Raw genomic sequence first — 9,718 nt, 5'->3', positions numbered from 1 at the left:
GCCCTGCACTGGGCGATGCAGTCGTTGCGCACGGGGGAGTGTGATCTGGCGTTGGCCGGTGGCGCGACGGTGATGTCGTCGCCGGCGATATTTGTGGGGTTTAGCAGACAGCGGGGATTGGCCGCTGATGGGCGGTGCAAATCGTTCGCCGGCGCGGCTGACGGAACGGTGTGGGGTGAGGGCGCCGGTGTGGTCGTTTTGGAGCGGTTATCGGATGCCCGACGGCAACGACATTCGGTGCTGGCGATCGTGCGCGGCAGCGCGGTCAATCAGGACGGCGCGTCTAACGGGTTGACCGCACCCAACGGTCCATCCCAGCGTCGGGTAATTCGGTCGGCGTTGGCCAGCGCAGGTTTGACCCCCGCCGATGTGGATGTGGTGGAGGCTCATGGGACGGGCACCACGTTGGGTGATCCCATTGAGGCACAAGCAATTTTAGCTACCTATGGGCAAGACCGCCCGCCGGAGCGGCCGCTGTGGTTGGGCTCGATCAAATCGAATATGGGTCATACGCAAGCCGCAGCCGGGGTGGCCGGGGTAATCAAGATGGTGGAGGCAATGCGTCACGAGGTGATGCCGGCGACGCTGCATGTCGATTCGCCTTCTCCGCGGGTGGACTGGCCGAGCGGGGCGGTGTCGCTGTTGACCGAGGCTCGGGACTGGCCGGCCGACGTGCATCCGCGCCGAGCGGCAGTGTCTTCGTTTGGGATCAGCGGAACCAACGCGCATGTGATCTTGGAACAAGCACAGTCTGAAAGCGACAGGGCCGCAAGCGATCCCGATAGTTCCGGCCGGACGGTGTTATCGGCGCTGCCGTGGGTGATCTCGGGCAAATCAGGGCCGGCGTTGGTTGCGCAGGCGGACCAGTTGTTGACCTATGTGCAAACCGACCAGCAAGTGGACCCGGTCGACGTGGGGTTCTCGTTGGCGCGGCGGTCGCTGTTCGAGCATCGGGCGGTGGTGGTGGGCGCTGATCGAGAGCAGCTGATGGCGCGGTTGGCCAAAGTAGTCAGCGGCGAGCCGGATGCGGACGTGGTGACGGGCCGGGCGGGGTCGGTCGGTAAAACAGTGCTGGTCTTTCCCGGACAGGGTTCGCAGTGGATCGGGATGGGCCGCGAATTGTGTGGCCAATTGCCGGTATTCACCGAGGCTTTTGGCGCGGTTGCCGATGAGCTGGATCGGCATCTGCGGCTGCCGCTGCGTCAGGTTGTCTGGGGCGGTGATCGGGGTCTGCTCGATAGCACCGAGTTCGCCCAGCCGGCGTTGTTCGCCGTTGAGGCGGCGCTGTTCGCGTTATTGCGCGGATGGGGTGTGGGCCCGGATTTCGTGATGGGTCATTCGGTAGGAGAGTTGTCGGCGGCGTATGCGGCGGGGGTGTTAACGCTGGAGGACGCGGCGATGTTAGTGGCCGCGCGGGGACGGCTGATGCAGAACCTACCCTCAGGTGGAGCGATGATCGCGGTGGACGCCAGTGAACACGAGGTCGTGCCTCTGCTGGGTGAGGAGGTGGGAATCGCGGCAATCAATGCGCCTGCATCGGTGGTGATCTCAGGTGAGCAGAGGGCAGTTAGCGCGATCGCGCAACGATTGACTACCCACGGCCGGCGGGTGCACCGGTTGGCCGTCTCACATGCTTTTCATTCGCCGCTGATGGAGCCGATGCTCGAGGAATTCACGGAGATCGCTGCCCGGGTTGAGCCTCGAGAACCGCGCATCCCGGTGATGTCGAACATCTCCGGCAAGCTGGCCGAATCGGATTTCGGGTCGACCCAGTACTGGGTGAAGCATATTCGTCAGCCGGTGCGATTCGCCGACAGTGTGCGGCAACTGGAAGCCTATGGCGCAACGCATTTCATCGAGGCCGGTCCCGCGAGCGGTTTGACAGCGTCCATCGAGCAGTCATTGTCGCCGGCTGAGCCCGTGGCGGTCTCGTTGTTGGGCAAAGACCGCCCGGAGCTGCCCGCACTGATGCGGGCGGCAGGTCACCTCTTTACCAGCGGCCTGCGGGTGGATTGGCCGGCCGTATTCGCCGGCTCGGGCGCCCGGCGGGTGGACTTGCCCACGTATGCGTTTCAGCGGCAGCGGTTTTGGTCGGCGCCAGCCTCGACCGGACCCGCTGACGCACACGGTTTGGGTCTCGGCGCGGCCGGACATCCGTTGCTGGGCGCGGTGGTCGAACGCCCTGACTCCGGCGGGGTGGTGCTGACCGGGCGGTTGTCGTTGTCCGCTCAGCCGTGGCTGGCCGATCATCTGGTGGGCGGGGCGGTGCTATTTCCCGGGACGGGCTTTGTGGAGTTGGTCGTCCGCGCCGCTGACGAGGTCGGATGCGCGGTGATAGAGGAATTGGCGCTCGCCGCGCCGCTGGTCCTGCCCCCGGGCGCCGAGGTACAGCTGCAGGTGGTTGTGGGCGCCGCAGATCAGTCGGAGAGCCGGGCAATCTCGGTGTATTCCCGCAGCGACCAATCCGACGGGGCGTGGTTGCTGCACGCGGAGGGCATCGTGGGGATGACCGCCGCCGACACCTTAATGGATCTGTCGGACTGGCCGCCGGCCGATGCCGCCAGCATTGATATTTCTGATCTCTATGCACGGCTCGCCGCCCGCGGCTATGGCTACGGCCCCGCGTTTCAGGGGCTGACGGCGATGTGGCGGCGCGGGCCAGAGCTTTTCGTTGAGGTCGTCGCCTCCGGCGAGGCCGGCGTACAAGTCGCCGGCTGGGGGCTGCATCCGGCCGTCTTGGACGCGGTCCTGCACGCCGCAGGGGCAGCCGACGACGCCGCCCAAACCATGCTGCCGTTTTGCTGGCGGGGGGTTTCACTGCATGCCGGCGGCGCGGGGCGAGTGCGGGCCCGCATCACCACCCTGGGCGCGGACGCGATTTCGGTCGAGGTAACCGACACCGCGGGGCTGCCGGTGTTGACGGTGCAGTCGCTGACAACCCGCCCGCAGACCGCCGAACAGTTACACGCCGCGGCGACCACGGCCGGCGGACAACCCGAGCAGGGGCTGCTCGAAGTGGTGTGGTCACCAATCCCGGTGAACCCCAACACCATTGACCAGGATAACGAGCCGCCGGTGTTGTCCTGGGAGGAGTTTTGCGCCGACGACGGTGAGCGGCCCGGTGCGAGCGGTGTAGTGGTGTGGGAATGCGGGCCTGCCGGTCAGGATGTCGTGGGCTGCGTACACACCGCCACCCACACCGCTCTAATGGTTTTGCAGCGCTGGCTTGTCCAGGAAGGGACCGGCACGCTGGCGGTGGTCACCCGTGGTGCGGTGGGGTTGGCCGGTGAGGATGTCAGCGATCTGGCCGGGGCGGCGGTATGGGGTTTGGTGCGTTCGGCTCAGACCGAACACCCCGGCCAGATCGTGCTGATCGACACCGACACGACGCTGGATGCCAGGGCGCTGGTCGGCGCCGGAGAACCGCAACTGGTAGTGCGCGCCGGCAGTGTGTACGCCGCCCGGCTAGCGCCAGCTCCGCCACTGCTCGGGTTACCGGCGGGAGAGCAGGCGTGGCAGTTGGCAACCGGTGGCGGTGGGACGCTGCAGGATGTCGTGGCGCAGCCTTGCCCGCAGGCACAAGCGCCGCTGCAATCGGGGCAGGTTCGGGTAGCGGTCGCCGCGGTCGGAGTCAATTTCCGGGATGTGGTGGTGGCGTTGGGGATGTATCCCGGCCAAACCCCGGCGTTAGGTGCGGAAGGCGCCGGGGTGGTGATCGAGGTCGCCGCCGATGTGGCCCCGTTGGCTGTGGGTGATCCGGTGATGGGGCTGATAGGTGGGGCGGGTCCCTTGGCGGTCGTGGACCAGCAACTGCTTGTCAAGGCGCCGCAGGGGTGGTCATTGACGCAGGCTGCGGGGATCCCGGTGGCATTTTTGACAGCCTGGTACGGGTTGGCGGATCTGGCTGCGATCCGTGCAGGCGAATCGGTGCTGGTGCATGCCGCTACTGGTGGGGTAGGCATGGCCGCGGTGCAATTGGCTCGGCACTGGGGAATGGAAGTGTTTGCCACCGCCAGCCGACGTAAATGGGATACGTTGCGCGCCATGGGTTTTGACGAGGACCATATCGGCGATTCGCGCACGGTCGATTTCGAGGAGAAATTCCTGTCGGTCACCGCGCACCGCGGGGTTGACGTAGTGCTCAACTCGCTGACCGGTGAGTTCGTAAATGCCTCGCTGCGGTTGCTGGCCCGCGGCGGGCGTTTTATCGAGATGGGCAAGACCGATATCCGCGATGCGCCTGCGGTCGCCTCAAAGTATCCAGGTGTGTGGTATCGGGCGTTTGACCTGGCCGAGGCCGGCCCAGAGCACCTCGCAGCGATGCTGGGCGAGTTGAGGGGGCTCCTTGACACCCGGGCGCTGCGCGGTCTGCCGGTCACCACGTGGGATGTGCGCTGCGCCGCACAGGCTTTCCGGTTCATGAGCCAAGCCCGCCACATCGGCAAAGTGGTGTTGACCATGCCGACGGTGGTGGCTGAAGGGCTTGCGGAAGGCACGGTGTTGATCACCGGTGGCACCGGGATGGCCGGTGGCGAGCTGGCTCGCCATCTGGTGAACACCTACGGAGTTCGCCACGTTGTGTTGGTCAGTCGGCGCGGGGATCGCGCAGAGGGGGTCGCCGAGCTGGTTGCCGATTTGGCCCGGCTCGGCGCCGAGGTGCAGGTGTTGGCCTGCGATGTCGCCGATCGAGTTGCGTTGGCGGAGTTGTTGACTCAGCTGGAGCGGCGGTGCCCACCCCTACGCGGGATAATTCATGCCGCCGGGGTGCTCGATGATGCGGTGATCACCTCGCTGACTCCGGAACGGGCGGATCCAGTCTTGCGGGCCAAGGTCGACGCGGCATGGAACTTGCACGAGTTGACCCGGCATATGGGGTTGTCGATGTTTGTGCTGTGTTCTTCGATCGCCGCCACGGTCGGTGCGGCCGGGCAGGGAAATTACGCTGCCGCCAACGCATTTCTGGACGGTTTGGCCGCTCATCGGCGTGCGGTGGGGTTGCCCGGCGTTTCACTGGCGTGGGGATTGTGGCAACGTGCCAGCGCCATGACCGCCAATTTGAGCGGCCGCGATCTGGCCCGGCTCGGCCGTTATGGGCTGGCGGCGATGAACTCTCGGCAGGCGCTGGAGTTGTTTGACGCTGCGCTAGCAGTGGATCATCCCGTTGTAGTGGCCGCTCAGATGAACCGGGCCGTACTGAGCAGCTGGGCGCTGCGCGGCGGATTGCCCCCGTTGTTCAGCAGTCTGGCCCCCCGCCGTCGGCGGCGCCTGGTCGACGCCACGATCGACCCCAAACAATCGAGATCGGTGCTGGCCCAACGTCTCAACGGGCTGGCGCCCGACGAGCAACACGGCCTCCTGATCGAGATGGTGCGTTTAGAGGTTGCGGCGGTACTGGGTCACCCCGCCCCTGACGAAATCGAGCCTGACAAATCGTTCGAAGAGCTAGGGTTTGATTCGCTCACCGCTGTCGAGCTGCGCAACCGCTTCAGAACCGCGACGGGGCTGACTTTTCCGCCGATGCTGATCTTCGACCATCCCAGCCCGACTGCGGTCGCCGACTATATAGGCCGGCAAATCGCCGAAAGCCGCCAGCTCGAATCGGCTGGTTGAGAAGACAAGCGGCGGGAGTCGCCTCTGCCTATCGCTGCGCCTGAACCGCCAGTGGCGCGGTGGTGTCCTCTTCGGCGGCTGGTACCGGCTGAGGCTTTGGTTTGCCGTAATCACCTCGGGGATGGACCACCAGCGGCCACCAGAACCAGCGGCCCAACATCCTGGCGAGCGACGGCATGAACAGCGTGCGCACCACCAGCGTGTCGAGCAGCAGACCGATGCAGACCGTTGAGCCGAACTGGCCCAACACCGTCAGTTCGCTGCCCAGCATCGCCGCCATCGTGAAGGCGAACACCAGTCCCGCCGATGTCACGACCGCGCCGGTGCCGGCCATGGATCGGATGTATCCGGTCTTGAGCCCGGCGTGAATTTCTTCTTTGAACCTCGAGACCAACAGCAGGTTGTAGTCGGAGCCCACGGCCAACAAGATGATTACCGAAAGCGCCGCGACGATCCAGTGGATGTGTATGCCGAACAGGTCTTGCCAGATCAACACCGATAGTCCGACGGATGCGGCGATCGAGCTACTCGCTGTACCGACGATGACCAGCGCTGCTACCACGCTGCGGGTGAGCAGCAGCATGATCATGAAGATCAGTGTCAACGCTGAAACCACCGCGATCATCAAGTCGTACTTCTCGCCGTCGGCCATATCGCGGAAGGTCGCCGCGCTTCCGCCCAGATACACTCGGGCGTCGGACAGCGAGGACTGCTTGAGCCCCTCCTGAGCGGCGGTTCGTTCCGCGGAAACTCGGGCGATCCCCTCGGGAGTCATCGGATCACCCTGGTGAGTAATGAAGAACCGCACCGACTTTCCGTCGGGGGAGAAGAACAGCTTCACGCCGCGGATGAATTCTGGGTTGGTAAACGCCTCGGGTGGCAGATAGAAGAAGTCGTCGTTCTGCGAGGCGTCGAAGCTTTGTCCCATCACGATCGAGGTGTTGCTCATCGCCTCCATCTGGTCGATCATCGCTTTGAACGTCTGGTACATCGTCAACGTCAGACCATGCGTCGTCTTCAACGTTTCGAGCATGATCGGGATCAGCTGCTCCAGCTCGTGGGAGGCCTGCGCGGTGCGGGTGATGTCGCCGGAGAGGTCGTGGAACTTCTCGGCGAGTTGGTCGAAACCGTCGACCGAGTCGAACAACGACCGGAACGAGAAGCAGACTGGAATGTCGTAGCAGTGCTTCTCCCAGTAGAAGTAGCTGCGGATCGGTCGGTAGAAGTCCTCGAAGTCCGCGATGTGGTCACGCAGGGTGTCGGTAATCTCTGACGTCTCCTGCGTGGTTTTCGCGCTGTCGAGGGCGGCACTAGCCAGATCATGGGTGACCTTCGCCTGGCGTTCCGTGACGTCGATCATGATCTGCATCTCGTCGGCCATCTTCAGAAGGTCTTTCATTCTGTCTTTGAGAAAGTCCATGTTCTGCATGGTCGTCTGGCTCTGGATGCTGTTCTGAAACGGAATTGAGCTGTGCTGGATGGGAATTCCGAGCGGTCGGGTGATGTCCTGGATCATCGCGATCCCGACCGTGCGGATCTCGTTTTTGGCGACCTTGTCCAGCACCAACATGTCGGCGGGATTGCGCATGTCGTGGTCGGCCTCGATCATCAGCATGTCCGGATTCATCCGGGCTTCGGAGAAGTGTCGATCGGCCGCGGCATAACCGACGTTGGACGGTGCCGATTCGGGTAGGTAGTGGCGGTCGTTGTAACTCGTCTTGAAGCCGGGCAACGCGACCATGCCGACCAGCACGACCGCGGTGCTAACCGCGAAAATCGGTGCGGGCCAACGCACGACCGCGGTGCCCACCCGCCGCCACATCCGGCCGCGGGACTGGGCCTTCTTCTCGAACAGCCCGAACCGACTGCCCAGGAAAACCACCGCCGGACCCAATGTCAGCCCGGCCGCCACCACGACGATCATGCCGATGGCCACCGGGGGGCCCATGGTGTTGAACCAGGGCAGCCGCGCGAAGCTCAAACAGTATGTCGCTCCGGCGATCGTTAGGCCCGAACCCAATACCACCGGGGCGACTCCACGAAATGTCGTGTAGTAGGCGGTTTCCCGGTCCTCGCCGGCCGCACGCGCTTCTTGATACCGGCCGATAAGGAAGATCCCGTAGTCCGTGCCGGCGGCAATCGCCAGCATCGTCAGGATGTTCGCGGCGAACGTGGTGAGCCCGAACGCGTTGTTGTAACCCAATACTGCGACGATTCCGCGTGCGCAGGCCAGCGCAACGAACGTCATGAACAGCTGGACCAACGTGGTGACGATCGAGCGGTAGACCAAAAGCAGCATGATCGCGATCGCGGCCAGGGTGAACAGTGTGATTTTTGCCAGGCTGGCGTTGCCGATGACGTGCATGTCGTCGGACAGCGCCGCCGGGCCGGTGACATAGGCTTTGACTCCCGGCGGCGCGGGTTCCTTGTCGACCACCTTGCGGACGGCCTCAACGGATTCGTTGGCCTGCGTGGTGCCCTGGTTACCGGCGATATTGACCTGAACGTAGGCGCCTCGGGCGTCGGCGCTCTGCGCGCCTGCCGCGGTGAACCGGTCCCCCCAGAAGTCCTGGATGTGTTGGACGTGCTCGGTGTCGTGGCGCAACTTGCGGACGATGTCGTCGTAATAGTGGTGCGCGGCGGCGCCGAGCGGCTGCTGGCTTTCCATCACCACCATCACCGTGCTGTTGGAATTGAATTCCTTGAAGTTGTGCCCCATCCGCATCATCGCCTTCATCGACGGTGCATCCAGGGGGGCCATCGGCGCTGAATGGTTTTCGCCGACGATTTCCAAGCTCGGGACGGCGACGTTGACCACGACGGTCAGCGCAACCCAGCCCAAAACGATCGGAATCGCGAAGATGCGAACGAAGTGCGGGATGAACGGTCGGTGCGGGTGTCCGGATTTGGTGGACTCGGGCGTCTTCGTGTCGGGCATGGTCTCGGTCATGCGGACTTCACCAGGCAGAACGTCTGGGCATTGTGGCCGTCTGCGCTCTGATGTTCGCGCAGTACACCATCGACCGTGATACGGCAGCCGATGTGACCGGCATCGGTTTGGGCCATGATGTTGGCGCTGACCGCGGGCAGGGTGGTGGAAATGGTGTACGACCACGGCAGCGGCGCACCGTTGACCTGGTGCGTGTTGGCGTCGGCGTCCCAGTAGTTGATGTTCGCGACGCTGCCGGGCGGCCCGTCGATCTCATACTTCACCACTTTGGGGTTGAACTGAACGATCTTGATCCCGGCTCCGGCATTCGCGTTGAGGTCCTGTGAGCCGAACAACTTGTGCAGCCGTGACACCACCAGCCCGGAGACCGCGAGGACGACCACGAGAAGCAACGGGATCCACCAGCGCCTGAGCAAACCGCCAATCGAAATCGCCCTCACTCGGTCTCCTCCCGCCGGCCCGTGCGCAGTCGTCTGAAGCGAACAGATCAAGACGCAGATCCATTCCGTCGCCGCCGTTGGCGTCCCAACTCTGCCGAAGGAGCTCGTGTCCGCTGGTCACCGCCACCTATGCCCCATAGAACCTTCGCTCGGCTAACTATGCTAGACCGGAGGGGACGATAGCGTTCCGCTAGGTCCCCTCGATGTATCCGGCGTCATTACGGCAGTGCCGCACGCCCGGTGATCGGCGGCAGGTCGGCCAGCGTCACGATCCCGGGACTGGCCGCGACGACCGCCGGCACGGCGTTGGTCACCGGCATCGCGGTGTAGATCATGCCCAGACCCATGAATCCGGGCTCCGTCCAATCCTTCGGCGGTAGGCAATGAACCACGGTGCGCATGTTGGGCAGGCCGAATACCTGGATGACGTGGCCGTGTTCGAGCGGCTTCGGCGGCACCACGTGATTGCCCATGATCCAGTTGAATCCCACGCTGACCACGTTGCGGTCGCCCACCCAGCCGCGGTGATAGCCGTAGACGCTGCCGACGGTTCCGGCCGGGATCTTCATGAATCCCAAGTCGGAGTCGGCGGTGGCCGCGGTGAAGGTGACGTCGAACGTCATCTGGTTCAGCTTCGCCCCCACCGCGTCGGCCATCAGCGCCGCCGACTCGGCGAACACCTCGCTTTCCCGGCGCACACTGTCCGCCAGGCCCGGGG

3 protein-coding genes and 1 pseudogene are annotated in these 9,718 nt (G+C 64.3%); 1 reads left to right on the top strand and 3 read right to left on the bottom strand.

Annotation, left to right across the window (positions count from 1 at the left end):
• A partial coding sequence (locus WBF82_RS21385) for a type I polyketide synthase (protein WP_424384929.1) occupies positions 1 to 5,610 on the top strand: 5,610 nt, incomplete at its 5' end.
• Between the two features lie 28 nt (positions 5,611 to 5,638).
• On the opposite strand, the gene WBF82_RS21380 is transcribed toward WBF82_RS21385, so the two are convergent.
• The 3 genes and pseudogenes from WBF82_RS21380 to WBF82_RS21370 form a co-directional block, all read right to left on the bottom strand.
• Complete coding sequence (locus WBF82_RS21380) at positions 5,639 to 8,560, bottom strand: RND family transporter (RefSeq protein ID WP_424384928.1); 2,922 nt, start codon at positions 8,558 to 8,560, stop codon at positions 5,639 to 5,641.
• Entirely contained in the window at positions 8,557 to 8,976 is a 420-nt protein-coding gene (locus WBF82_RS21375) for an MmpS family transport accessory protein (RefSeq protein ID WP_424384930.1), read from the bottom strand. The genes WBF82_RS21380 and WBF82_RS21375 overlap by 4 nt, the downstream gene beginning before the upstream one ends.
• Positions 8,977 to 9,218: 242 nt before the next feature.
• Positions 9,219 to 9,718 (bottom strand): annotated as a pseudogene (locus WBF82_RS21370) (dihydrodipicolinate reductase); the annotation flags it as partial.

This window comes from Mycobacterium sp., from assembly GCF_049673265.1.
Taxonomy (GTDB): domain Bacteria; phylum Actinomycetota; class Actinomycetes; order Mycobacteriales; family Mycobacteriaceae; genus Mycobacterium.
The sequence above is the reverse complement of the archived record's forward strand: the minus strand, read 5'-3'. Positions and strand labels throughout refer to the sequence as shown.

What these genes read in the sequence shown, in the direction of transcription:
- WBF82_RS21380 (WP_424384928.1), bottom strand. Translation starts at nt 8,560, where the DNA reads ATGACCGAGACCATGCCCGACACGAAGACGCCCGAGTCCACCAAATCC.